18 protein-coding genes and 4 pseudogenes are annotated in these 22,711 nt (G+C 70.7%); 12 read left to right on the top strand and 10 right to left on the bottom strand.

Going from position 1 to position 22,711, the window contains the following annotated elements:
• Nucleotides 1-90 precede the first annotated feature (90 nt).
• A complete protein-coding gene (locus ABT041_RS04330) occupies nt 91-1,509 on the bottom strand; it encodes a non-reducing end alpha-L-arabinofuranosidase family hydrolase (protein WP_351178697.1) in 1,419 nt (472 codons plus the stop codon).
• Between the two features lie 1,368 nt (nt 1,510-2,877).
• Between ABT041_RS04330 and ABT041_RS38990 the strand changes: the two are divergent.
• From ABT041_RS38990 to ABT041_RS04310, 4 genes and pseudogenes are all read left to right on the top strand, one after another.
• Nucleotides 2,878-3,496 (top strand): annotated as a pseudogene (locus ABT041_RS38990) (IS5 family transposase); the annotation flags it as partial.
• Nucleotides 3,497-3,938: 442 nt separating this feature from the next.
• Nucleotides 3,939-4,211 (top strand): annotated as a pseudogene (locus tag ABT041_RS04320) (GNAT family N-acetyltransferase); the annotation flags it as partial.
• Between the two features lie 152 nt (nt 4,212-4,363).
• A pseudogene (locus ABT041_RS04315) lies at nt 4,364-5,483 on the top strand (IS630 family transposase).
• A 46-nt stretch (nt 5,484-5,529) separates the two neighbouring features.
• Nucleotides 5,530-6,102, top strand: a complete 573-nt coding sequence (locus ABT041_RS04310; RefSeq protein WP_351178694.1) for a S1 RNA-binding domain-containing protein — start codon at nt 5,530-5,532, stop codon at nt 6,100-6,102.
• Nucleotides 6,103-6,230: 128 nt separating this feature from the next.
• Here the strand turns inward: ABT041_RS04310 and ABT041_RS04305 are convergent.
• A pseudogene (locus ABT041_RS04305) lies at nt 6,231-7,190 on the bottom strand (IS630 family transposase); the annotation flags it as partial.
• 112 nt (nt 7,191-7,302) lie between these two features.
• On the opposite strand from ABT041_RS04305, the gene ABT041_RS04300 reads away from it, so the two are divergent.
• Entirely contained in the window at nt 7,303-7,674 is a 372-nt protein-coding gene (locus ABT041_RS04300) for a hypothetical protein (protein ID WP_351178691.1), read from the top strand.
• Nucleotides 7,675-8,081: 407 nt separating this feature from the next.
• On the opposite strand, the gene ABT041_RS04290 is transcribed toward ABT041_RS04300, so the two are convergent.
• Nucleotides 8,082-9,047, bottom strand: coding sequence for a pirin family protein (locus ABT041_RS04290; RefSeq protein WP_351178688.1), 966 nt, complete (start codon nt 9,045-9,047; stop codon nt 8,082-8,084).
• A 104-nt stretch (nt 9,048-9,151) separates the two neighbouring features.
• On the opposite strand from ABT041_RS04290, the gene ABT041_RS04285 reads away from it, so the two are divergent.
• The 5 genes from ABT041_RS04285 (at nt 9,152) to ABT041_RS04265 (ending at nt 12,776) form a co-directional block, all read left to right on the top strand.
• The gene (locus ABT041_RS04285; RefSeq protein WP_351178685.1) at nt 9,152-9,496 is read left to right on the top strand and encodes a tetratricopeptide repeat protein; all 345 of its coding nucleotides are present in this window, start codon (nt 9,152-9,154) and stop codon (nt 9,494-9,496) included.
• A gap of 52 nt (nt 9,497-9,548) precedes the next feature.
• The gene (locus ABT041_RS04280; protein ID WP_351178682.1) at nt 9,549-10,154 is read left to right on the top strand and encodes a hypothetical protein; all 606 of its coding nucleotides are present in this window, start codon (nt 9,549-9,551) and stop codon (nt 10,152-10,154) included.
• Nucleotides 10,155-10,256: 102 nt separating this feature from the next.
• Nucleotides 10,257-10,913, top strand: a complete 657-nt coding sequence (locus ABT041_RS04275) for a DUF305 domain-containing protein (protein WP_351178679.1) — start codon at nt 10,257-10,259, stop codon at nt 10,911-10,913.
• A gap of 253 nt (nt 10,914-11,166) precedes the next feature.
• Nucleotides 11,167-12,054, top strand: coding sequence for a F510_1955 family glycosylhydrolase (locus tag ABT041_RS04270; protein ID WP_351178676.1), 888 nt, complete (start codon nt 11,167-11,169; stop codon nt 12,052-12,054).
• Between the two features lie 23 nt (nt 12,055-12,077).
• Nucleotides 12,078-12,776 carry an HAD family hydrolase gene (locus ABT041_RS04265; RefSeq protein WP_351178673.1) on the top strand — a complete coding sequence of 233 codons (699 nt, stop codon included), beginning with the start codon at nt 12,078-12,080 and terminating at the stop codon, nt 12,774-12,776.
• A gap of 51 nt (nt 12,777-12,827) precedes the next feature.
• Here ABT041_RS04265 and ABT041_RS04260 read toward each other — a convergent pair whose 3' ends face one another.
• The 4 genes from ABT041_RS04260 to ABT041_RS04245 all read right to left on the bottom strand — a co-directional run bounded on the left by ABT041_RS04260 (nt 12,828) and on the right by ABT041_RS04245 (nt 17,662).
• Nucleotides 12,828-14,504, bottom strand: a complete 1,677-nt coding sequence (locus ABT041_RS04260; protein WP_351178670.1) for an amidohydrolase — start codon at nt 14,502-14,504, stop codon at nt 12,828-12,830.
• A 30-nt stretch (nt 14,505-14,534) separates the two neighbouring features.
• On the bottom strand, nt 14,535-15,938 hold the full coding sequence (locus tag ABT041_RS04255) for a purine-cytosine permease family protein (RefSeq protein ID WP_351178667.1): 1,404 nt from the start codon (nt 15,936-15,938) through the stop codon (nt 14,535-14,537).
• Nucleotides 15,939-16,148: 210 nt separating this feature from the next.
• Nucleotides 16,149-16,460 (bottom strand): protealysin inhibitor emfourin, encoded by a 312-nt coding sequence (locus ABT041_RS04250; protein ID WP_351178664.1) that lies wholly within the window; start codon nt 16,458-16,460, stop codon nt 16,149-16,151.
• Nucleotides 16,457-17,662, bottom strand: a complete 1,206-nt coding sequence (locus ABT041_RS04245) for a M4 family metallopeptidase (RefSeq protein WP_351178661.1) — start codon at nt 17,660-17,662, stop codon at nt 16,457-16,459. The genes ABT041_RS04250 and ABT041_RS04245 overlap by 4 nt, the downstream gene beginning before the upstream one ends.
• 390 nt (nt 17,663-18,052) lie before the next feature.
• Between ABT041_RS04245 and ABT041_RS04240 the strand changes: the two genes are divergently transcribed.
• Nucleotides 18,053-18,679 carry a TetR/AcrR family transcriptional regulator gene (locus ABT041_RS04240; RefSeq protein ID WP_351178658.1) on the top strand — a complete coding sequence of 209 codons (627 nt, stop codon included), beginning with the start codon at nt 18,053-18,055 and terminating at the stop codon, nt 18,677-18,679.
• 189 nt (nt 18,680-18,868) lie between these two features.
• Here ABT041_RS04240 and ABT041_RS04235 read toward each other — a convergent pair whose 3' ends face one another.
• Nucleotides 18,869-20,311: a dihydrolipoyl dehydrogenase family protein gene (locus tag ABT041_RS04235; protein WP_351178655.1), complete on the bottom strand. Its 1,443-nt coding sequence runs from the start codon at nt 20,309-20,311 to the stop codon at nt 18,869-18,871.
• 114 nt (nt 20,312-20,425) lie between these two features.
• Between ABT041_RS04235 and trxA the strand changes: the two genes are divergently transcribed.
• Nucleotides 20,426-20,791, top strand: coding sequence for a thioredoxin (gene trxA, locus ABT041_RS04230; RefSeq protein ID WP_041132548.1), 366 nt, complete (start codon nt 20,426-20,428; stop codon nt 20,789-20,791).
• Between the two features lie 67 nt (nt 20,792-20,858).
• Here the strand turns inward: trxA and ABT041_RS04225 are convergent, their stop codons facing one another.
• A complete protein-coding gene (locus tag ABT041_RS04225) occupies nt 20,859-22,046 on the bottom strand; it encodes a thiolase family protein (RefSeq protein WP_351178652.1) in 1,188 nt (395 codons plus the stop codon).
• 162 nt (nt 22,047-22,208) lie between these two features.
• The gene (locus ABT041_RS04220) at nt 22,209-22,478 is read right to left on the bottom strand and encodes a hypothetical protein (RefSeq protein WP_351178649.1); all 270 of its coding nucleotides are present in this window, start codon (nt 22,476-22,478) and stop codon (nt 22,209-22,211) included.
• Between the last annotated feature and the right edge of the window lie 233 nt (nt 22,479-22,711).

Raw genomic sequence — 22,711 nt, 5'->3', positions numbered from 1 at the left:
TTTCCTTCCTGGCCGGCCCGGAAGGCGGATGGCGCTGTCCGGGCCGGATCGGCGGTGGGGGTCACGTGCTGCTGATCACCAGCACGCGGGTCAGCGCTGCAGCGTGAGCAGGCCCGGCCGGTAGGGCAGTTGGATGTAGGGGGTGCCCGACGGTGTGTTGGGGTCCAGGCCCTGGTAGAGGAGCTGCAGGTTGCAGGGGTCGATGGTCATGGTCTGGTCGGGGTTGTTGCGGACCAGGTCGCCGTGACTGATGTCGTTGGTCCAGTCGGCACGGCTGTTGGCTTTGCCGGCGAAGGGGTTCGACTCGGTGGCCGCCTGCGGCGTCCACGGACCGTCCAGGCTGGAGGCCGTGAACGAACGGAAGAAGCGCTGCTCGCTCGCCCCCCGAGCCTCGACGATCATGAGGTACTGGTTCTGGCCCTGGACCTTGTAGACCTCCGGCGCCTCGAACAGGTTCTTCACCGTGTCGGTCATGACGGTCGTGTACGACGAGCCGAAGCTGGCCGGGAAGTTCCCGATCGGCATGGCCGACTTGTAGATCTTGCCGTTGTCACCGGCGAAGAACAGGTACATGTTCTGGCCGTCGGCGATCATGGTCGGGTCGATCGCGCTCCCGTCGGAGAGGCTGCCGGTGAACAGCGGCTGCGCCGCCGACCAGCCGTTGGGGTTGGTGGGGTCGCTGGAGGTGCGGTAGACGAAGGGCCACTGGGTGCCCCACCCGTTCGAGGTCAGCACCCAGATGTTCTTGGGCGCGAAGTAGAACAGCTTCGGAGCTACCGCGCCCTGGCTCATGCCGGTCTGGGTGGCGGTGGCCATGTCCGACCAGTTGGTGAAGGGGGCGAAGCCCATCGAGTGCCAGTTGCCGTCGGAGTACGTCGCGTAGACCAGGCGCTTGCCGTTGTACGTGGTGGTGGTGAAGTCCTTCAGGGCGGCCCACCCGTTGGCCGGTTGCGCCAGCGGGCCGGTCGAGCTCCACTGGTACGTCGACGGGAGAGCGCACGAGTTGGACGAGCCGAGGCCGGTCCACTTCTGGTTGCTGCCGCCGCTGCACGCCCAGAGCTGCACCGCCGTGCCGTTGGCCGTACCGGCACCCGAAACGTCCAGACACAGCCCGGACTCCACGGCGACGACCGTGCCGTCGGCGTTGACCCGCCACTGCTGGTTCGTACCGCCGTTGCAGGACCAGATCACCGGCCGGGTACCGGCCGTGGTGGCGTGGCCGGGAACATCGAGACACTTGTTGCCGTATACGGTCAGCCGGTTGTCGTCCGTCAGCGTCCACTGCTGGTTGGTCCCGCCGTGACAGTCCCAGACCTGCAGGTTCGTGCCGTCGGTCTGGACGGCACCCGGCACGTCGAGACACCGGCCAGAACCGACACCGCGCAAGGCGCCGCTGGTGGCCGCCTCGGCCGGGCCGGCGACGAGTATCGCCGCCAGCGAGACCAGGGCCGCAAACATGGCGGCGAGCACCAAGGACGGGTGTACGTGGTGGAGTCGGCGTCTGCGCATGGTGACCTCTCACTTCCTTGAGTAGGCGGTTCGAGCGCCTGGCCCGGAGCCGGACGCCTGAAGGGGTGCAGTGGCATGCGGTGCCTGCTTTCCGGCCGCCGCCGGACGAGGCCCTGTCGTCAAACTCCCGCCGTTGCCCGACTGGGCCTGGGCCGTACCGCGAAACAGCGGTCGGCGTCCGGCGAGTCGTATGCACACGTGCTCGACTCATTGCTGGTGAATGCGGTCGTCGTGCCGGCGCGGCCCGGCTTGCCGAAGGCGCGGCGCCGGAGGCGGCATTTCTGAAGGACGCGAATACCCGGGGGGACGAGTAAAGGAGGCCCACCGGGGCGAGCAGCGTTCTTTCGGTTCCGTTCCATGCATCCTCCGGGCCCGGGCCGTTCCGCGCGGTCGAGCCACTGCGACGAGGGGCCTGATTGTTCGAAATCACGAACAGCGTGCGACACTGCGAGCAGAAGATAGATTTCGAGCCGAGGTTACGTCAACGCTTCCGACGAGTTACATCTGCGGCGCGTCAGGCCCGGCCCGGATAACAGAAATTCCGGGCCCTCACACAAGTTGACCTGATTAAGGCGTGCCGTTTCCGTTCAGCGCCACCGTGTTCGGCAATTCGACCTGTTCGGTATTTCGGTTATTCGAGGTGCGGGAAGCGTGGGACCGACCGAGGCCCCGGGCCACCCCGCGGCGGAAGGCGTTCGTGGTAGGCGTCCACCATGACGTGCGGAGGAAGTGGACGGCGGTCACAGCGGCAATCGGGCTCGCACCCGAGGAAGGTCGGCCGCCGGCGTGGAGCCCGACTCCGGTTACGGAGACACCATCATGAATTCGGCCAACGGGGAGCGAGGCCGGCACCTCGCCACCCCCCGTCCGGATGTCGAGTCCAGCCGCAGCCGGCCTGGCACAGCCCCAGGAAGGCCCTGTGGCGCGACCTGCGAACCAGGAAGTGAGCAGATCGGCCTGCGCGTCCCGGAGAACGCCGCGGACCGGCGGGCCGCTTACAAGGTCGGCGAGCGGTACGACACCGGGCTGCTGAGCCCGCGAAGCGACGGCATACATGGCTCCGCTGATGCCCAAGGGTGCCCGCCTGATCCGCAACCTGCACCCCGAACCGGCGAACTACCGCCCAGCGGCCGGATTCACGGACCTCCGGCTTCCGGAGCACGAGACGCTCATCGACGGGATGCTGATGGGCGGGTTCTGCCCCGACAATGGATTCGCCCGACGCCGAGCACCTCGCCTACTGCGTGAAGGCGTTCTCTCACGAGTACGCACCGGGCACGACCCGGATCTACCTCCGCTCGACAATCGAACCGGGCTCACGCCGCCTCGATGACGAGTGGCGGTCGACGAGGCGAACGGTGGTACCCGCGGCTGCAGTCCTTGGCCGACGCGAAGGGGAGGATCACGTGGGACCTGAGCGTCGACTCCACGGTCTGTCGTGCTCATCAGCATGCGACTGGGGCCCGCAGGCAGGGTGACCTGCAGAAGGAACCGCCAGGCGGTGGCTTCACCGAACCCGAGGACCACGGACTGGGTCGCTCACGCGGCGGTTTCACCACCAAGTTGCACCTGGCCGTCGAGCAGGGTCAGAAACCCATGTCGATCGTGATCACGGCCGGGCACCGCCGCGACTCGCCGCAGTTCGAACTCGCGTTTGACAAGGTCCGCGTGCCCCGCATCGGTCCGGGACGGCCACGCGTCCGCCCCAACCGCGTGCGGCGTACACCTCCCGCAGGAACCGCGGCTACCTGCGCCGCCGCGGGATTCGCTGCACCATCCCGGACAAGGCCGACCAGGCCCGCAACCGCCGAAGGCTCGGTTCCCGCGGCGGCCGACCGCCGCGCTTCGACCCGGCGACTACCGCGAGCGCCACGCGGTCGAGTGTGGGATCAACCGCCTCAAGAGGAACCGAGCTGTCGCCACGCGGTACGACAAGCTCGCTGTCCGCTACGAAGCGACAGTCCTGGTCGCGGCGATCAACGTGTGGCAAATGCACGCGACTGTACCGGCCCATAGGACTCAACTGCCCAGCCGTCCACAACCTCCCGAGGCAGAACACCTCGCCGATGACGAGGCTGGCCGCGCCGCCCACATTCCAGGAGAGGAAGCTGCGATCTTTGCCCAGGCGGACGAGCTCAACGCCTACATCGCTCGGTTCCTCGAACACTACGGGTAGGCTCGTAGGTATGGGAATTGACTGGGAGAACATACTCGGCGCAAGCGGTAACGGCCTCGACGATGCCTACAACAGGGCGGTCTCCGCGGCCATCTACAGCGATGACCCGGCGGAGGACCGTCGGCCACTCCCAGTCGGCGAACAGCACGACGACACAGACGGCTTGCGCTGAACTGAGAAAACGCCCCGGCAAGCCGCGGCGTTTCGCCGTCAGGTCAGGGGTCGGTCAAGAGGGGGCCGAGCTCAACTCTGCGGCTCGATTGCCGCCTTCACCGAACTCGTCATCCCCGGCAACGGCTCAGGTGACGGCCAGCACTACGGCACGGGGGTGCTGCCCGAGCACCGAGGTCACGGCCTCGGCCGATGGATGAAGGCCGAGTCGATCCGACAGGCCCACAGGGACTATCCGGACCTCGGTGACCTCCTGACCGACACCGCCGACAGCAACGCGCACATGCGACGGGTCAACGACAGTCTCGGCTACACACCCACGCACACGACACACCAGTATCAGCTCGACCTTTAGCAGAGAGCGGACGGGCCGGACCGGGACATCACCCCGCCCGGCCTGTCCGTGCTTTCGATACACGCCCCCGTGCTCTGACCACATAGGTTGGCCGGCTTGGTGATCGCGGCGGTTGGACGGGAGTGACGTCCGTTCCGACTGCTGGAGGTGCGGTGGCCGAGCCTCTCTGTGTCCGCAGACTGACTGACCCGGAAGGGCAGGAACTGCGGCAGATCGTGCGCCGGGGCAGCACCAACTCGGTGCGCTACCGGCGCGCGATGATGCTGCTGGCCTCGGCCGGAGGGAACCGGGTGCCAGTGATCGCCCAGCTGGTGCAGGCCGACGAGGACACCGTCCGGGACGTGATCCACCGCTTCGACGAGATCGGCCTGGCCTGCCTGACCCCTCGGTGGGCGGGAGGCCGTCCCCGCCAGCTCAGCCCTGACGACGAGGACTTCGTCATCCAGACGGCCATCACCCGCCCGACCAAACTCGGCCAGCCCTTCACCCGCTGGTCCTGCGCAAGCCCGTCGCCTACCTGCGCAAAGTCCACGGCCGCGTGATCCGGATCGGCCGCGAGGCGTTACGCTGCCTGCTCGCCCGCCGCGACGTGGCCTTCCAGCGCACCAAGACGTGGAAGGAATCTCCGGACCCCGACCGCGAGGCGAAACCGGACCGGATCGAGGAGGTCCTGGACCGTCTCCCCGACCGGGTCTTCGCCTTCGACGAGTTCGGCCCGCTCGGGATCCGCCCCACCGCGGGCTCGGGCTGGGCCGAGCAGAGTCGTCCCGACCGGCTGCCCGCCACCCACCACCGCACCCACGGCGTGCGGTACTTCCACGGCTGCTACTCGGTCGGCGACGACACCCTGCGGGGCGTCAACCGCCGCAGAAAGGGTGCCGCTCACACGCTGGCCGCGCTGAAGTCGATCCGCGCCGCCCGCCCGGACGGCGCCCCGATCTACGTGATCCTGGACAACCTGTCCGCCCACAAGGGCGGCGACATTCGCCGCTGGGCGAGGAAACACAGGGTCGAGCTGTGTTTCACGCCGACCTACGCCTCGTGGACGAACCCGATCGAGGCCCACTTGGACCGCTACGGCAGTTTAATATCGCCATCTCCCACCACTCCAACCACACCGTCCAGACACGGGCCCTGCACGCCTACCTGCGCTGGCGCAACGCCAACGCCCGCCACAGCGACGCCCTGGCCCCCGAACGCAAGGAACGGGCCCGCATCCGCAGCGAGAAAGGCATCCGCTGGGGCGGACGTCCCCTCAAGACCGCAGCCTGAGCGCACGTCCTACCCAGTGCGCAGCTCCTCGTGAAAGGCTGGGACCATGATGGGTGGGTCGTCTGAGAACCCAGAACTCTGGGCATTCCTGGAGTCACTGCACCGCGGCGAGCTCCTTTCCGGCACCGTCACAGCGATCGAACGGTTTGGTGTGTTCGTGGCGCTGGACGAAGGACCCGACCATCCGGTCTTCCCCGGCGTCGGGTTCATCTCCTTCGCTGAACTGTCCTGGCGACGCTTCGAGGCAGCCACCGACGTCGTGCAGGTCGGACAGCGCGTCTCATGCGAGTTCCTCCAGTTCGACACATGGAACCTGGAGGCCAGGCTGTCCTTGAAAGCCACACAGCCGGACCCCTTTCAGGTATTCGCCGACACCATCGCGGTGGGGCAGAAACTGCCTGGCCAGGTCACCAAGCTGATCCCGTTCGGCGTCTTCGTCCAGGTTGCCGACGGGATCGAGGGACTGGTTCACCTGCGCGAGCTCGCCTGGACACCGGTGGAGACTCCAGCAGATGTCGTCCAGGTCGGCGACGCGATCACGGTGGTCGTCACCGAGATCGACCGAGAGCGACGCAGGCTAACCCTCTCCCGACGACAAAGCTCATCCGCCGGCGTGTGACGCGCTGCGTTCCTGCCACGGCTCCCTTGCGCGAGTACTCCTGAACGTCTGCTCAGCCAAAGGAAGACACACGCGCCCCAGGCCGGTGAACCTTTGCGGTCACAGCACTGGTGATTTGAGTCAGAGATTCGTCGGCAGTAAGCCGCGACTTTGTCGAGGATCTCGTCGGCTGTCTTCGTCGAGACGAGCGGTCTGGGGTGCTCGTTTGTCGCGTTCGAGGGCCTGGACCAAGCGGTGGACACCCCCCGCTTGAGCTTCTTCTGGGTCAGCTCGGCCAACCACCGCTCGACCAGGTTCAGCCAGGACGCGCTGGTCGGCGTGAAGTGCAGGTGGAGCCGAGGGTGACCCAGCAGCCACCGCTTGATGTCGGGCGTCCTGTGGGTCGCGTAGTGGTCCAGGACCAGATGAACCTGCAGATCAGCCGAGACCTCCTTGTCCAGCTTCGCGAGGAACTTCTTGAACTCCGCCGCCCGGTGGCGGCGGTGGACGGAGCCGATGACCTTGGCGATGGCGACCTCGATGGCGGCGAACAGGGTGGTGGTGCCGTCCCGGACGTAGTCGTGACTGCGGCGTTCGGGAACACCGGGCACGATCGGCAGCACCGGCTGGGACCGGTCCAGGGCCTGGATCTGCGACTTCTCGTCCACGCAGAGCACCAGGGCCTTCTCCGGCGGGTCGAGGTAGAGACCGACGACGTCGCGGACCTTGTCGATGAACAGCGGGTCGGTGGACAGCTTGAACGTCTGCGTCCGTGCGGGGCCAGTGCGAAGGCCCGCGAGACCGTGGACTGCGACATTCCCGTGGCCGCGGCCATCGATCTGGTCGACCAGTGGGTCGCGTTCTTCGGTGTCTCCTCGAGCGTCTTGACGATGACCCGCTCGACGTCGGCATCGGTGATCTTCCGCGGAACACCCGGCCGCGGGTCGTCGCACAAGCCGTCCAGGCCCTGCTCGAGGAAGCGAGGCCGCCGGGTGCGGACCGTGTCCGGAGCGCGACCGCTGAGCCAAGGCCTGGGCCGTCATGCGGCGACGTAACCAGCCCTCCAGCACCACCCGCTGGGCATCAGTGACCGACAACCTCGGAATCAATCGGACCCCGACGACTCATGCCCAACGAACAGCGAATCTCTGACTCAGGTCGCTAGGCCGTTTCCTTCGGATCACCTTCAACGGTCTTGTCCGGCCTGGATACGGTGATGACATGACGACAACCCTGCGGCACCCCCGACCTGGATTCATGTGGGATTGGTGGGCAGTGGACGCTCATGGCTTCCTCGTGCAGTTCAGTGGCGGGCCTGCTCCTGAGCATCTACTGGTGCATGTGGATCGTGTTGACGCCGCGGCTGCATGGGCCGAGGAGAACTGCCCCGCATGGTTCAACGATGCTTACCCATCGCTTCACGCCTTCGACTGCAACGGCGAGCTGCCGGTCTACACCCGCAACAGCGTCCCGGACTCCCCGTTGCGACTGTCCGACGCCCCAGCAGCCATCGCCGACGTTGCGGCCCTGGTTGAACTGCACAAGGCAGTGGGAGACACGTGGACGGTGTACCTCGACCAGGGATGGGTTTAGGCAGTCCGGCTGGAGTCATCTGGCTGACCAGATGAAGATGGCGGTGGAGTCCGGCGAGGTGGATAGAGCCAGTCTTGTCGTAACGGGTCGCCAGGCCGCGCCGCTGCTTGAGCCTGTTGATGCACCGCTCGACGGTGTTCCGCTGCTTGTAGGCGTTGCGTCGAAGGCCGACGGACGGCCGCCGAGCCGGCCGCGTCGTTTGCGGTTCGCGGCCTGGTCGGAGGGCTGCGGGATCACGGCCCGGATGCCGCGTCGGCGGAGATGGCCTCGGATTGCGCGGGACGAATAGGCCTTGTCGGCCAGGACCACCTCCGGTGTGATCCGGAGTCGGCCGACCGGCCGGGGCACCCGCAGGCGGGCCATGATCTCGGACTGCGGGAGGGAGGCGATACCCCCTCCCACAGTTGTCAGCGCACCCGCCCCCGCGCCTTCAGCTGGGTCGCCGGCACCTCCGGCGCGTCCAGCCTGCCCCCGTCGTACCCCTTCACCTCGCCGAAGCGGTCGCTCGTCATCCAGTCCTCCCGGGCCTTCCGGATCTCCTCGTCCGTGCGGCCCACGAAGTTCCACCACATGACGAGCTCCTCCTCGAAGGGCTCGCCGCCGAGGAGCATCAGGCCCGCGTCCGAGAGGGCGTGCAGGGGGAGGTCCGTGCGGCCGCAGCCCAGGTAGAGCATCGAGCCGGGCAGGACGGGCACGCCGTCGACCCGCGCCTCGCCGGACATCGCCAGGACCGCGTACTCGAAGTCGGGCTCCAGGGGCAGGCGGGTCTCCGTGCCGGCGGTGAGGGCGAGGTCCGCGCCGACGATCGGGGTGTACGTGGTGCCCGGCGAGGCGGCTCCGTCGAGCGCTCCGAGGATCACGGTGGCGGTGAGGCCGGGCGCGGTGACCCGGGGCAGATCGGCATGGTGCTGGAAGTGCGGCTCGACGTGCCGGTGCGCGTCGGGCAGTGCGACCCAGAGCTGCGCGCCGTGCAGGAAGCGGGCGTGCGGCCGGGGGCTCTCCTCCGAGTGGGAGATCGCCCGGCCGGAGGTCATGAGGCCCAGTTCGCGCGGGCGGATCGTCTGCAGGCTGCCCGTGGAGTCGCGGTGCAGCACCTCGCCCTCGTGGAGCCAGCTGACGGTCTGCAGCCCCATGTGCGGGTGGGGAGGGACCTGCATGCCGGGCTCGTCGGCGATGTCGTCGGGGCCGTAGTGGTCGACGAAGGCCCAGGCCCCGACCATGCGGCGGCCGAGGTTCGGGAGCAGTCTGCGGACCTCGGTCGACTCGCCGAGCTGGACGCGCCGGGGGCTGAGGAGCTCCCGTACGGGTTCGGCGACGACGAAGCCGCGGCCGCCGCACACGGTCAGCGTGGCCTGACGATCGAGATTGCTCATGACGCTCAACCCATCCTTGGTGGAATGTTCAACTAACAAGCGGTGTTGACGTGAACGGCCACCCCCCAGGGTGGCAGATCCGGAGCCCCGGAAAGGGAGAGCAAGTGAGCGACACGTACTACGAGTTCGGAACGGCCGGGGAACGCTGGGACCGCGCGCAGCTGTTCTTCGAGGCGAAGGAGTACGCAACCGCCATCCGCATCCTGAACGGCCTCGTCGCCGAGCACCCGGAGCAGACGGCGCAGCGGCTCCTCCTCGCCCGTGCCTACTACCACTCCGCGCAGCTCTCCCGCGCCGAGACCGAGCTGCGCGCCGTCCTGGAGCGCGACCCGGTCGAGCACTACGCCCGGCTGATGCTCGGGCGCACCCTGGAACGCCAGGGCCGCCGGGACGAGGCCGCGCCGCACCTGCGGATGGCGGCGGCGATGTCGGGCGAGACCCTCTCCTGATGCGCGGTTGATACCCCCGCACGGTATCGTCGGGGCCAGGAGGCCCTGAATCGTGCGCGTATACCGAGCGGAACGCCGCAGACGAGCAGGAGGTGCCATCGGGCACCTCCTGCTCGTCGTCGTGCTCGCGCTCGGGGTGTTCCTGATGCACGCGGTCGGCCACCCCGAGGGCTCCGGCGGCGGCATGCACGCGGCGAGTCGCGGCGAAAGCTCCGACGCCGGCATGCACGCCGTGGGTCGGGCCGGGGACTTCGATGGCGGCATGCACGCCGTGGGCCACGTCGGGGGCTCCGATGGCGGCATGCACGCCGTGGGTCGCGCCGAGCGCTTTGATGGCCGCATGCACGCCATGGGTCGCGCCGAGGCCGCCGCCGGCATGCACACGTCCGTCTCCCCGCACCCCACCGCCCCGGCCGTCGCCGCGCCGCACGGCGACAGCTCCGACGCCCGGCACCAGCCGGGTGCGGGGATGGACATGACCACGCTCTGTGTCGCCGTCCTCGGCGCCTGGCTGCTCGCCCGGCTCTTCCGGGCCGCACTCGGACGCCGCCCCGAGTGGCTCACCCTTCTCCTCGCGCGGCTCGTCCGCGCGGTCGGGCCGCACGCCCCTCCCCCGCGCCCTCCGGACCTCGCCCGGCTGTCCGTCCTGCGGATCTAGACCGAACCCGTCGCGCCCCGGGTCGCCTCGCGCTGCCCGCACGCACCTCCGGTCTTCCCCATCCGCCTGTACGTAGACACAGCACACACACGAGGTATCACCATGCGTGCCTTCACGAACCGCACGAACCGCAACCGCACCACCCGCAAGCTCGCCCTCGCCGGGGCCCTCGCCGCGGCCGGACTGCTCCTCACCGCCTGCGGCACCGACGACGGCATGAGCGGGATGGACCACGGCGGCATGTCCGCCTCGTCCTCCGCGACGGCTTCCGCTTCCGCCGCCCCCGGCGCGGACTCGGCCCCCGGCGACTTCAACGACGCGGACGTCATGTTCGCCCAGATGATGATCCCGCACCACGAGCAGGCCCTGGAGATGGCGAAGCTCGCGGACGGCCGGGCCGAGGACTCCGAGGTCAAGAAGCTGGTCACCGCGATCGAGCAGGCCCAGGACCCGGAGATCCAGAAGATGAAGGCCTGGCTGAAGGGCTGGGGGAAGCCCGAGTCCGCGGGCCACGGCGGCCACGGCATGGGCGGGATGATGTCCGACCAGGACATGAAGGACCTGGCCGCGACCAAGGGCGAGGCCTTCGACCGCAAGTTCGCCGAGCTGATGATCGCGCACCACGAGGGCGCCGTCGCCATGGCGAAGGACGAGCAGCAGAGCGGCAGCAACGCCACGGCGAAGAAGCTCGCCGACGACGTCGTACGGACCCAGTCCGCCGAGGTCGCCCAGCTGAAGAAGATCCTCGACCGGCTCTGATCCGGACCGGCCCACGCGCACGCGTGCGTACGGGCGGCCCCTCCCTCCCCGGGACGGGCCGCCCCCGCCACCGCGCCCGCGCCCGCCGTGCCACCGGCCCCCGTCGTACCCGCGTCCCGCCGTACCTCCGGCCCGCCGCGCCCGCCGCGCCCGCCGCCCCCGTCGTGCCCGCGTAGCCCGTGCCCGCGTCCCGCCGTATCCCGGCTCCTCCCTCACCCCCGGCGAACCCTCCCGCACTCCTGGCGAAAGAACGATGAAGACGTACCTCCCCGGCCGCCGTGCCACGACCCTCGGCGCCGCCCTCACCGCCGCCGCGCTCGCCCTCACCCTGACCGCCTGTTCCGCCGAGGACCCGGCCCCGGCCGACGGAGCCGGGGCGGCGGCGCTCGGTCACGTCCACGGCCTCGGGCTGCGCGGCGACACCCTCTACGTCGCGACCCACGAGGGCCTCCACAGCCCGGACGCCGACGGCCGTCCGGTCCTGGTCGGTGACCGTCGCGACGACTTCATGGGGTTCACCGTCACCACGAAGGGCGACTTCCTGGCCAGCGGTCACCCGGCGCCGGGCGGCGACGGACCCGCAGACCTCGGGCTCATCACGTCGACGGACTCCGGCCGCACCTGGCGGGAGAAGTCTCTCGCGGGGAAGGTCGACTTCCACGCGCTCGACACCGCTCCCGACGCCACCGTCTACGGCTACGACAGCGCGAACGGCCTGCTGCGGGTCAGCGCCGACGGCGTGACCTGGGAGGACCGCGCCGCGCTGCGCGCCCTCGACATCGCCGTCTCCCCCGCCGCCCCCGGCACCGTCCTCGCCACCACGGAGAACGGCATCCTCCGCTCCACGGACGGCGGCCGGACCTTCGCACCGGCCTCCGAGCGGGTCCTCGCGTACGTGTCGTGGGCGGCCCCCGACGCCCTCTTCGGCATCGACCCGGACGGCGTCCTCTTCCGCGGGACGGACGGCGGCACCACCTGGACCCGGGTCACCCCGGTGCCCGGCGGCGCCCCGCAGGCCCTCACCGCCGTGGACGCCCGCCGGCTGCTCGTCGCCACCCAGGACGGCGTGTACGAGTCGGGCGACGCGGGCCGCACCTTCGTACGGCGCATGACGGTGGAGTCCGGGAACGACGAGCACTGACGCGGGCGGTCTACGATCCCGCAATGATCAATGGAGTGATGTTCGACTTCTCGGGCACCCTGCTGCGGATCGAGCCGGTGGAGGAATGGCTCGGCGGCGTCCTCGCGTCACGGCAGGGCCCCGCACCCGGCACCGAGGCGTTCGACGACCTCGTGCGGCGACTCACGCGGTACGGGGCGCAGCCCGGCGGTCCCGATCCCGAATCGATGCCCGACCGTCTTACGCCGCTCTGGGAGGAGCGGGACCTGACGCCGGCCCACCACCGCACCGTCTACACCGCCCTCACCCGGGAGGCCGGGCTCACCGACCCGGAGCTCGTGGAGGCTCTGTACGAGCGGCACATGAGCCCGGCGGCGTGGCGCCCGTACCCGGACACCGCGGCCACGCTGGGCGCGCTGCGCGACCGTGGCGTCCCGGTGGCCGTGGTGAGCAACATCGGCTGGGACCTGCGGCCGGTGTTCCGCACCCACGGGCTCGACGCGCTGGTGGACGGATATGTGCTGTCGTACGAGGTGGGGGCCCTGAAGCCCGATCCCGCGATCTTCCGGGCCGCCTGCGCGCTGCTCGGGCTCGCGCCGGCCGAGGTGCTCATGGTCGGCGACAACCGGGTCGCCGACGGAGGTGCGCGGGCACTCGGGTGCGCGGTGCACTTCGTCGACCCGCTGCCCGTGGACCGGCGACCGTCCGCCCTGGCCCCGGTCCTGGAGCGGATCGCCGGCTGAGGGCGGCCGGGGTCCCGGTGCACGTCCCCCCGCTGGGCGTCGGTGGACCCGTCACACCTCCGGCCGACGGGCCGCGCCCGTGCGGTCCACGACCACCTCGCCGCCCACCACGACCGTCTCCGCCACCGTTCCCGGGATCTCCTCCGGGGCGATGCGCAGGATGTCGCGGGAGAGGACGACGAAGTCGGCCAGCTTGCCCACCGTCAGCGAGCCCCGCTCGTGCTCCAGGAAGTTCGCGTGGGCGGAGCCCATCGTGTAGCCCTCGACGGCGGTCGCGACGTCGATCGTCTCGCCCGCCGTCCAGGCCTCGCCACCACCCGGCGGGCGGCGGGTGACGGCGGCGTGGATGCCGACCATCGGGTCCATCTCGGCGACGTTCCAGTCGCTGGAGAGGGCGAGGACCGCGCCTGCCCGGTGCAGGCTGCGCAGCGGCCAGGCCTTGTGCCAGCGCTCGGGGCCGACGTTCTCGGCCCAGTCCTGGCCGGGTCCCGCGATGTCGGGGGCGGCGTGCCGCGGCTGCATGCAGGCGACGACGCCGAGCTCGGCGAAGCGCGGGGTGTCGGCCGGGTCGAGGCACTCGACGTGGACGACCTGGTGGCGGGCGTCGCGCGGCCCGTTGACGGCGCGGGCCCGCTCGACGGCGTCGAGGACGGTGCGGATGCCCCGGTCGCCGGTCGCGTGGACGAAGCACTGGAAGCCGCGCTCGTCGAGCCGGGTGAGCAGCTCGGCGAACTCCTCGGGCGGGTAGAAGGTGTCGCCCCGGTGGTGGGAGCAGCCGGCGTACGGCTCCAGGAGGGCGGCGGTGCGGGGTTCGACGACGTCGTCGATGTACAGCTTGAGCGGGCCGACGCGGAGGCGGTCGTCGGCGTACGCGGCGGCCGCCGCGTCGAAGGCGTCCAGGTCCGCCTCGCTGGTGCCGCGCGGGTGGAAGAGCGCGGCGACGATCCGTGAGCGCAGTCGGCCCTCTGCGCGGGCGCGCTCGAAGAGGGCGAGGTCGTCGAGGGAGTTCTGCGGTTCGACGACGGTGGTGATGCCGTAGCCGATGGCGTCGTCCAGGCTCTTGGCGAGCCGACCGTACTGCCGGTCGGTGGAGGCCCAGGGGAGGCCGAGCTCGCGCAGGGCGCGGTGGCCCTCGCGCGAGAGGCCCTTGATCGCGAAGTCCTTGACGAATCCGGTGGGCTCGCCGGTGGCCGGGTCGGTGACGGCCCGCCCGAAGGGCAGCTCGGTGTGGTCACGGTCGACGCCGAGCCGGCGGAGGGCGGCGGTGTTGAGCCAGGCGGTGTGGACGTCGTAGCTGAGGACGAGCGCGGGGGTGTCTCCGGTGGCCGGGTCGAGGTCGGCGGCGGTGGGCATCCGGCCGTCGGGGATCGCGGAGTAGTCGAAGGCCTCGGCCTCGATCCAGTCGGCGTCCGGGTGCGCCGCGTGCCAGGTGCGGATGCGTGCGTGGATCTCGTCGAGGGTGCGGGCGCCGGCGAGCTGGACGCAGGCGTCGTCGGAGCCGAGGCGGACGTGGTTGTGGGCGTCGACGAAGCCGGGCAGGACGAGCCGCCCGCCCGCGTCGATGGTCCGGGTGCCGGCGCCCGTCCACGCGGCCGCTTCTGTGTCGGAGCCGACCCAGACGATGCGGCCGGCGCGGACGGCGAGGGCCTGGGCCTCCGGGAGCGCAGGGTCGACGGTGTGGATGCGGGCCCCGGTGAGGACGAGGTCGGCGGGGGCGGTGCGGTTCATGGGGCGGAACTCCGTGTCGTACGGGGGTGCTTACTGAACGGGGGCGACGGTGCGGCGGGCGAGGAGCACGTACACCAGGGCGGAGACGACCGAGCCGAGGAGCGTGAGGTCCGCGCCGCCGAGCGGGGCGACGAGGGGGCCGGTCCACAGCTCGGAGTCGCAGGTGAGCGCGGAGAAGACGAGTCCGGCGAGGAGTGCGGTCATGCCGGCGGGGTGCCAGCCGGAGCGGTACCAGTAGGCGCCCCTCTCGGGGGCGTGCAGAGCATCGGTGTCGTAGGTGCAGCGGCGGAGCACCATGTCGGCGAGGAAGACGCCGCCCCAGGGGGCGAAGACGATGATCAGGAGGGAGAGGAAGGAGAGGAGGGAGGTGGTGAAGTCGGTGAGGAAGAGGGCGCCGAGGGAGCCGACGGCGGTGACGGCCGCGCTGATGACGATGGCCCGGGCCCGGCTCCAGGGGATGCCGAGGACCTGGAGGTTCAGGCTCGACGAGTAGAGCGTGATGATCGAGTTGGTGACGGAGCCGCCGAGCACCAGGGCCAGGAAGAGGGGCTGGAACCAGCCGGGGAGGAGGCTCTCGGTGCCCGCGACGGCGTCGGTCATGTCGGCCTGGGTCGCGGCGGCCACGCCGGCGACGCCGAGGGCGACGGAGGAGACGAAGCCGCCGAGGGCGCCGCTCCAGGTGACGGCCTTGAGGCTGGTGGTGCGGGGCAGGTAGCGGGTGTAGTCGGCGGGCATGGGGAGGTACGAGAAGGGGCCCGCCAGCATGACGACGAAGGCGAGGCTCCAGCCGGAGGCGCCGGGCGCGGCGGCGGGGGCGGAGGTGTCGGCGCCGGGCAGGACGAGCACGAGGAGGGCGGCGAAGCCGGCGGCGAGGACGTACGCCATCCAGCGTTCGGCGAACTGGACGGTGGCGTGGCCCCAGAGGGCGACGGCGAAGGTCAGCGCGAGGGTGACGGCGAGGGCGAGCGCGCGGGCCGCGTGTCCGCCGTTCCAGCCGAGGTCGCTGAAGAAGGCTTCGAGGGCGAGGGTGCCCACGACGGTGTTGACGATGGTGTAGCCGATGCTGACGATCCAGTTCAGCAGTCCGGCGGGCCAGTTCCCGCGACGTCCGAAGGCCGCGCGGGAGATGACGAGGGTCGCGGTGCCGGTGCGCACGCCGCTGAGTCCGGCCGCGCCGATGGCGAGGAAGGAGAGGCCGCCCAGCACGACGACGGCGGTGGCCTGCCAGAAGGAGAGCCCGAAGGCGACGGCGAGGGCGCCGTTGATGACGTAGGTGAAGGTGAGGTTCGAGCCGAACCAGAGCCAGAAGACGTCCTTGGCTCCGCCGTGCCGTTCGGCGTCGGGGATGGGGTCGATGCCGTGCTCCTCGACCTGGAAGACCTCGTCGGTCGCCGGCCGGCCCGTGGTCACGGGCGCCGTCTCGTGTTCGAGCACACCGCACTCCTGTCTTGAATGCCGTTCTAAGTCTTAGAACGGCATTCAAGATGTGCGATGGGTTCAGGGCACGTCAAGACCTACGGCGGTCACGGTTGAGGAGACGGGGCTCGGGGGCGCCGGGGCCGGACAGGGACGACAGATTCAGTCGTGCGGAGCGGACGTCACTGCTGCGCCCGCCGGAACTCCGTCGCCGCGCCTGCCGGAACCTCACTGCTGCGTCTGCCCGGCGAAGTGCTTCTTGAGCCAGGTGAGCAAGGACGCGAACGCAGGCGTCATGGCGCCGTCCGACTGCTCCAGGACGGTCGCACGGTCGCCGTCCTCCACCGTGATCGTGTAGCTCATCGCGTCCCTGGCTCGGCCGTCGTCGCCCTCCACGGGCATCGAGACGGCCGCCGCCACCAGCCGGGCCAGCTCCCCTGCGGCGTTCTCGGGCAGGGCATCCGTGTCCAGCACCTCCGGCCGGCGGCGGGAGTCGAGCACCGCCGCCAGCCCGCCGTACGCCTCCAGGGTCACCTTCACCTGTAGGCCTTCAGCTCGGCCATGTCCTTGACCAGCCCCGTGACCTTGTCGCTCAGCGCTCCGATCTGCCTGCTGAGGGCCGCCTCCTCCCGGGGCGTGCCACCGAGCCCGTCGACCGCGAAGCTCCGCACCCGGGCGACTCCGGTCGGGACACTCCTGATCTCGACCTCCACCTCCTGCCACGCCGACAGCACGGCCGACTGCTCGGTGCTGCCCGTGCCGAACAGTTCCCCGGCCTTCTGGAAGGTGGTGCCGGCGAAGTCCTGGAACTGGTCCTCGGCGCTGGAGGCCTTGAGCGACTCGTACCAGATGGTTCCGGCAGCCTTCCAGGCGGATCCTCCGATGCTCACGGCCGTCAGGTAGAACGCCTTGTTCGGAATGCCGGAGTTGTAGTGCACCCCGCCGTAGTCCCCCTTCCTGGTGTCGGGCAGGTGGATGAACCTGCTCATGCGGTCGGGCTGGGGGTCCTTGCCGAACTGCGGATTGTTGTACGCATGCCCCGGGTCCTTCATCGATCGCATGGCGTCGCCGGCGATTCCCGGAGTCCACACGTCAGCCCCGATCAGCCAGTCCGCCTCGTCGGCCGTCTGGTCCAGAGACCACTGCTTGACCAGCGACCCGAACACGTCCGACATCGACTCGTTCAGCGCACCCGGCTGATTGTGGTACTCGAATCCCGAGGTGTAATCGGTGACTCCGTGCGCCAACTCGTGGTAGATCACCTCGGGGGATCTGGTGAGGTCGGTGAACTCCTTTCCGTCGCCGTCCCCGAAGAGCATCTCCCGGCCGTCCCAGAACGCGTTGTTGACCTCGAAGCCGTAGTGGACGAACCCGTCCAGGCGCATCCCCCGGCCGTCGATCGAATTGCGCCGGAACACTTCCCTGTAGAAATCGCGCGTGACGCCGAGCGCTTCGAACGCCCTGTTGACGGACGGGTCCGCAGACTCCGGGCCGTCTTCGGTCCTGGCCAGGACGGCGTCGGAGAGGAATTCCGCCTGCTCGCAGTCGAAGATGGTACGCCGGCCGTTACCGGGGGCGGCCGCGCCGGTTGAGAACGCCCGGAGCCCTCGCTCACCGCGCAGGCGAGCAGTGATCAGCAGGGTGTCCAGAGCTGCCTGCCGTACCTCACTGTCTTCGCTCTGCAGGAGCTTCTCGAGAATGTACGGAGGGACGATGCAGTTGATCGGTCGGGTCCCACTCATGGGACACCTCCTGAGAGAGAGGACCGACGTCGAGATCTACTCGTTTCGACTGCGCTCTCGACTGTTCTCGGATCACCGCTGACCGCGGACCGCGGAAGAAGGGAGACGAGAATGTCGACGTCGGCTTCAACCATCAACCCGAGGACAGTTTTTCGACGTTCAACTTGCAGCGGCGCAGTCACGCTGATGTCACCAGTCTCCTGCCGTCCACACCGACCGGCAAACGCAACACGAGGAATGAGAACTGCCCAAGACGGCCATCAGACGCCAGGAAATGCGGACGGTGTTCGGCCGGGCCGGTCAGGGCCGGACACCGGCGGACGCCGACACGTACGGTGACGTCTAAGCTCGACCCCAACGGAAGCGGAACGGCAGGACGGGGCGGCGGCGGTGGCAGGCGCGGCACGACGGCGGGACGGACACGTCACGCAGGAGCGGATGCTGGAGGAGGCCATGGCGGCGATCGCCGAGGACGGCCTCGCCTCCCTCACCATGTCGGCGCTCGCCGAGCGGCTGGGCACCAGCGGCGGCCACATCCTGTACTACTTCGGCAGCAAGGACCTGCTGCTGCTCGCCGCGCTCCGCTGGAGCGAGGCCGCGCTCGCCGAGGAGCGGCGTGCGCTGCTCGCCCGCCGGATCACGGCCGAGCGCAAGCTCGACCTCTTCCTCCGGCTCTACCTCCCGCGCGGCCCGCGCGATCCGCGCTGGACCCTGTGGATCGAGCTCTGGGCCCGCACCCCCGGCAACGCGGCACTCCGCGAGGCGCAGGCCGAACTGGACGCGGGCTGGCAGGAGGACCTGGAGACCCTGCTCGCGGCGGGCGTGGCGCGCGGGCGCTTCGCCCCGCTGGACGCCGGCGCCCGCGCCTCCGAACTCCTGGCCCTCCTGGACGGGTTGAGCACCAGGGTGGTCCTCGGCCAGGAGCCGGGCCGCGATCCCCGGCCCGCCCTGGAGACCGCGCGCTCGGCGGCGCGCGCCCTCGTCCCTCTCGACTCCGGTGTGGGCGGCGGGGAGTGACGGTGCCTCAACCGAGGTGACGGCGCGCCCCCGGCAGGGTGGCGGGGGCCTCAGCCCGGTCGGGCGCGGGCCTCAACCCGGCAGCGCGGCGAGCCTACGCCCCGGCAGGGCGGCGGGCCTCAGCCCGGTAGCGCGGCGGGCCTCAACCCGGTAGCGCGGCGAGCCTATGCCCCGGCAGGGCGGCGGGCCTCAGCCCCGGTAGGCCTCCAGGAGCCGCAGCCACGCCTCGCTCAGCGTCGGGTACGCCGGGACCGCGTGCCACAGGCGGGCGATCGGCACCTCGCCCGCCACGGCGACCGTCGCCGAGTGGAGGAGCTCCCCGATGCCTGGACCGACGAAGGCGGCGCCGAGGACCACCTCCCGGTCGAGGTCGACGACCATCCGCGCGTGCCCCTGGTATCCCTGGGCGTAGAGATTCGCCCCGGCCACGGACCGCATGTCGAGGTCCACGGCCCGCGCCCGGTATCCGGCGCGCTGCGCCTCGGCGAGCGTGAGCCCGACGGAGGCCGCCTCGGGGTCGCTGAACACCACCTGCGGCACGGCCGCGTGATCGGCGGTGGCCGCGTGCGCGCCCCACCGCCCGGTGTCCACGGAGTCGCCGCCGTGCGCGCGGGCGGCGATCGCGGCGCCCGCGATCCGGGCCTGGTACTTGCCCTGATGGGTCATGAGCGCCCGGTGGTTGACGTCGCCGACGGCGTAGAGCCAGTCGCTCCCGTCGACCCGGAGGCTGTCGTCGACGTGGAGCCAGGACCCCGGCTCCAGACCGACCGTCTCCAGACCGATGTCCTCGGTGCGCGGCTTGCGGCCGGTCGCGAAGAGCACCTCGTCGCCCTCGACGTGGTCGCCGCCCTCCAGGACCACGGTGACCGGGCCGGTGCCCCCGTCGCGTACCACCGCGGTCACCGAGACGCCGGTACGGACGTCGGCGCCGCGTGTGGTGAGCGCCGCCGCCACGTGCTCGCCGAGGAACGGCTCCATGCGCGGCAGCAGCCCCCCGCCCCGTACCAGCAGGGTGACCTTCGCGCCGAGGGCCTGCCAGGCGGTGGCCATCTCCACGCCCACCACTCCCCCGCCGACCACGACGAGCCGCTCGGGCACCCGGTCGGAGCTGGTCGCCTCGCGGCTGGTCCAGGGGTGCGCCGCGGGCAGTCCGGGCAGTTCGGGGAGGAGGGCGCGGGTGCCGGTGCAGACGGCGACCGCGTGCCGGGCGGTCAGCACGTGACGCTCGCCCTCGGGGCCCGTGACCTCGACCCGGCGGGGCCCGTGGAGCCTGCCGTGGCCGCGGAAGACCCGTACGCCGATCGAGTCGAGCCAGTCGATCTGGCCCTCGTCCTTCCAGTGGCCGACGACCTTGTCCCGGTGGGCGAAGACCTCCATCGCGTCCAGTGGACCGTAGACCGACTCGCGCAGTCCCGCGACCTTCCGGGCGTCCGAGCGGGCGATCGCGGGGCGGAGCAGGGCCTTGCTGGGCATGCACGCCCAGTACGAGCACTCGCCGCCGATCAGCTCGCTCTCGACGATCGCCGCGGTGAGCCCGCCGGCCCGCACCCGGTCGACGACGTTCTCCCCGACCGGGCCCGCGCCGATCACGACGACGTCGTAGCTGTGCTCGTCTTCCACCGTTCGTGTCATGGGTCCCAGTCTGGTGGCAGCGGTGCGGAATAGCGCGGCTCGATACGCCGTTGTGCCGGGCGAGTCCCCAGGGGACCGTGAGGACCACGCCAGAGGACCCGAAAGGTAGGCAGCATGAGCACCGTAGAGCTCACCAAGGACAACTTCGACGAGATCGTGAGCGGGAACGAGTTCGTGCTCATCGATTTCTGGGCTTCGTGGTGCGGTCCCTGCCGTCAGTTCGGCCCGGTCTTCGAGGCGGCGTCCGAGCGGCACCAGGATCTCGTCTTCGCGAAGGTCGACACCGAGGCGCAGCAGGAGCTGGCCGCGGCGTTCGAGATCCGCTCGATCCCGACGCTGATGATCGTCCGTGACAACGTGGCCGTGTTCGCGCAGCCGGGCGCGCTGCCGGAGAACGCCCTGGAGGACGTGATCGGGCAGGCCCGCAAGCTGGACATGGACGAGGTCCGCAAGTCCATCGAGGACGCGCAGGCGAAGTGACGCACCGCGAGAGGGGTACGGGAAGCTCTCCGTACCCCTCTCGCGTGCTGTCGCTGACCGCGGGCCGTCAGCGCTCCAGGACCAGAGCGAGGCCCTGCCCGACGCCGATGCAGAGGGCCGCGAGGCCCGTGCCGGAGCCGGCCGCCGCGAGCTGGTGGGCCACCGAGCCGGCCAGGCGTGCGCCGGACGCGCCCAGCGGGTGGCCGATCGCGACCGCTCCACCGCGAGGATTCACGATTTCGGGGTCGAGTTCCGGCCATTCCGCGAGGCAGCCGAGCGACTGCGCCGCGAAGGCCTCGTTGAGCTCGAAGGTCGTGAGGTCGGCGAAGGAGCGTCCGGCCTTCTCCAGGGCGCGCCGGACCGCCGCGACGGGGCCGAGGCCGAAGAGCTGGGGCTCGATGCCGGTGACGGCGGAGGTACGGATCCGGGCGAGGGGTTCGCGGCCGGTCTCGCGCAGCCCGTCCTCGTCGACGAGGAGCAGGGCGGCGGCGCCGTCGTTGAGCGGCGAGGAGTTGCCCGGGGTGACGGTGCCGCCCTCGGGGCGGAAGGCGGGCTTGAGCTTGGCGAGGGCCTCCATGGACGTGTTGTCGCGGATGCACTCGTCGCGGGTGAGGTCCACTCCGGGGTACGGGACGACCTCGTCGTCGTAGAGGCCCTTCGCCCAGGCCTCGGCAGCCTTGCGGTGGCTGGCGAGGGCGAAGGCGTCCTGCTGCTCGCGGGTGATGCCGTGCTTGTCGGCGATGAGCTCGGCGCCCTCGCCCAGGGCGACGGCCCACTCGGCGGGCATCCTCGGGTTCGTCATGCGCCAGCCGAGGGTCGTGGAGTGGAGCTGCTGGTGGCCGGCGGGGAAGGCCCGCTCGGGCTTCTGCAGCACCCAGGGGGCGCGGGACATCGACTCGACGCCGCCCGCGATCGCGACGGAGGCGTCACCGATGGCGATCGCGCGGGCGGCCTGGATGACGGCTTCGAGGCCGGAGCCGCAGAGGCGGTTGACGGTGACGCCGGGGACGGTGACGGGCAGTCCGGCGAGGAGGACGGCCATGCGCGCGACGTCGCGGTTGTCCTCGCCGGCGCCGTTGGCGTCGCCGAAGTAGACGTCGTCCACGCGCGCGGGGTCGAGCGCGGGCGAGCGGTCGACGAGCGCGCGGACCACGTGGGCCGCGAGGTCGTCGGGTCGGACGGGGGCGAGGGCGCCCCCGAACTTCCCGATCGGGGTGCGGACGGCGTCGACGATGTAGACGTCGCGGATGCTCATCGGTTCTCTCCCACGTGACCTTCGTACCTTCGGAACGACGACGCTGTTCGCCTGGTGAAACAATCTTCGCCGCATTGCGCGCGCAGAGTCTCTGTCCGACGGCCCGCTGTGTCAACGGGCCCCTTCGGGACACCGGGGGGGACGGGAGGAGGGACGGGAGGGTCAGCGGGTCGCCGTGGGGCGGACCAGGGCCGTGAGGCCGTAGTCGAGCTCGCGGCCGTCGACGAGCAGCGCCTCGACCGTCAGCGTCTCGGGGTCGATGTCGGCGCGGATGCCGTGTCCCTCGTAGATCGGATAGCCCGTCTCACCATGGCGTCCGGAGGCCTCGACGACGGCCGAGCGGACGGCGCTGTCCGCGACGGTGGCACCGCCGCGGTCCTCGACGTGCTCGGGCACCAGCAGGATCTCGAACCGCTTCGGAACGTTGCTCATGCACCGAAGCTAAGCGCTCGACCGGAGGCTCGCCCGCCCGGGCCGGGCCCTCGGGCCGGGGCGGGCGGCCAGGCGTTCGGCCGCACCCACGCCGGAGCCGGGGCACTGCGTCTCCACTGGACTCCCGCCGGACCCCAGGCGCCCCGCCGCCTCAGCTCGACTCCCGCCGGACCCCAGGCGCCCCGCCGCCTCAGCTCGACTCCCGCCGGACCCCAGGCGCCCCGCCGCCTCAG

It is taken from the genome of Streptomyces sp. NPDC002825, from assembly GCF_040295385.1.
Taxonomy (GTDB): domain Bacteria; phylum Actinomycetota; class Actinomycetes; order Streptomycetales; family Streptomycetaceae; genus Streptomyces.
Note: the sequence above shows the minus strand (reverse complement) of the source record. Positions and strands in the feature narration are given on the sequence as shown.

Coding starts and splice junctions, on each gene's coding strand:
- ABT041_RS04330 (WP_351178697.1), bottom strand. CDS start 1,509: ATGCGCAGACGCCGACTCCACCACGTACACCCGTCCTTGGTGCTCGCC.
- ABT041_RS04310 (WP_351178694.1), top strand. CDS start 5,530: ATGATGGGTGGGTCGTCTGAGAACCCAGAACTCTGGGCATTCCTGGAG.
- ABT041_RS04300 (WP_351178691.1), top strand. CDS start 7,303: ATGACGACAACCCTGCGGCACCCCCGACCTGGATTCATGTGGGATTGG.
- ABT041_RS04290 (WP_351178688.1), bottom strand. CDS start 9,047: ATGAGCAATCTCGATCGTCAGGCCACGCTGACCGTGTGCGGCGGCCGC.
- ABT041_RS04275 (WP_351178679.1), top strand. CDS start 10,257: ATGCGTGCCTTCACGAACCGCACGAACCGCAACCGCACCACCCGCAAG.
- ABT041_RS04270 (WP_351178676.1), top strand. CDS start 11,167: ATGAAGACGTACCTCCCCGGCCGCCGTGCCACGACCCTCGGCGCCGCC.
- ABT041_RS04265 (WP_351178673.1), top strand. CDS start 12,078: ATGATCAATGGAGTGATGTTCGACTTCTCGGGCACCCTGCTGCGGATC.
- ABT041_RS04260 (WP_351178670.1), bottom strand. CDS start 14,504: ATGAACCGCACCGCCCCCGCCGACCTCGTCCTCACCGGGGCCCGCATC.
- ABT041_RS04245 (WP_351178661.1), bottom strand. CDS start 17,662: ATGAGTGGGACCCGACCGATCAACTGCATCGTCCCTCCGTACATTCTC.
- ABT041_RS04235 (WP_351178655.1), bottom strand. CDS start 20,311: ATGACACGAACGGTGGAAGACGAGCACAGCTACGACGTCGTCGTGATC.
- trxA (WP_041132548.1), top strand. CDS start 20,426: ATGAGCACCGTAGAGCTCACCAAGGACAACTTCGACGAGATCGTGAGC.
- ABT041_RS04225 (WP_351178652.1), bottom strand. CDS start 22,046: ATGAGCATCCGCGACGTCTACATCGTCGACGCCGTCCGCACCCCGATC.
- ABT041_RS04220 (WP_351178649.1), bottom strand. CDS start 22,478: ATGAGCAACGTTCCGAAGCGGTTCGAGATCCTGCTGGTGCCCGAGCAC.